At 49.2% G+C, this 667-nt stretch carries 1 protein-coding gene; it reads right to left on the bottom strand.

Annotated features, from left to right (window positions below; genetic code table 11):
- Positions 1 to 53 precede the first annotated feature (53 nt).
- Positions 54 to 667, bottom strand: a 614-nt coding sequence (locus ACTHUR_RS14775) for an anaerobic C4-dicarboxylate transporter family protein (protein ID WP_440399348.1), incomplete at its 5' end; no start/stop codon positions are given.

Raw genomic sequence — 667 nt, forward strand, 5'->3', positions numbered from 1 at the left:
ATCAAAAAGGCCGTCTGAAATTTAATTTCAGACGGCCTTTATTTTTCAGCCTATCAATAATACAGCTGAACCAACAACAAACCGATGGCTAAGCTGAATGCCATGCTCAATAGGCCCGGAATCATGAAGCTGTGGTTGAAGATAAATTTGCCGATTTTGGTCGAGCCGGTTGTATCGAAGTCGATAGCGGCAATAATCGGGCCGTAGTTTGGTATAAAGAAATAGCCGTTTACCGCAACGAATGTGCCGATAATGATGGGCGCAGGAATACCCAGTTTGATGGCGATTGGAAATAGCGTTGCCACTGTCGCGCCTTGGCTGTTGACCAATACCGACAAGACAAACAGGGCAAAGGCAAAGGTCCATGGTGCAGACTCAACCAAATGGCTGACGGTCGATTCTACTTCTGTTAAGTGGCCGTTCATCAAGGTATCGCCCAACCAAGCCACGCCAAACACCGCAATCACGGCACGCATACCGGCATGGAATACCGAACCTCGGGTAATCGCATCGCCATTGGGTTTACACGCCAGAATAATCAGCGCAGAAGCAGACAACATCACAATTTCAATCGTATGCGCCATACCCATAGGCTTGATCGCGCCATCGTGTTCAACAGCCGGACGCAACTCAGGCAATGCACCCATTACCACCACCAGCAATGCCG

Source organism: Neisseria sp. P0021.S007 (assembly GCF_051956855.1).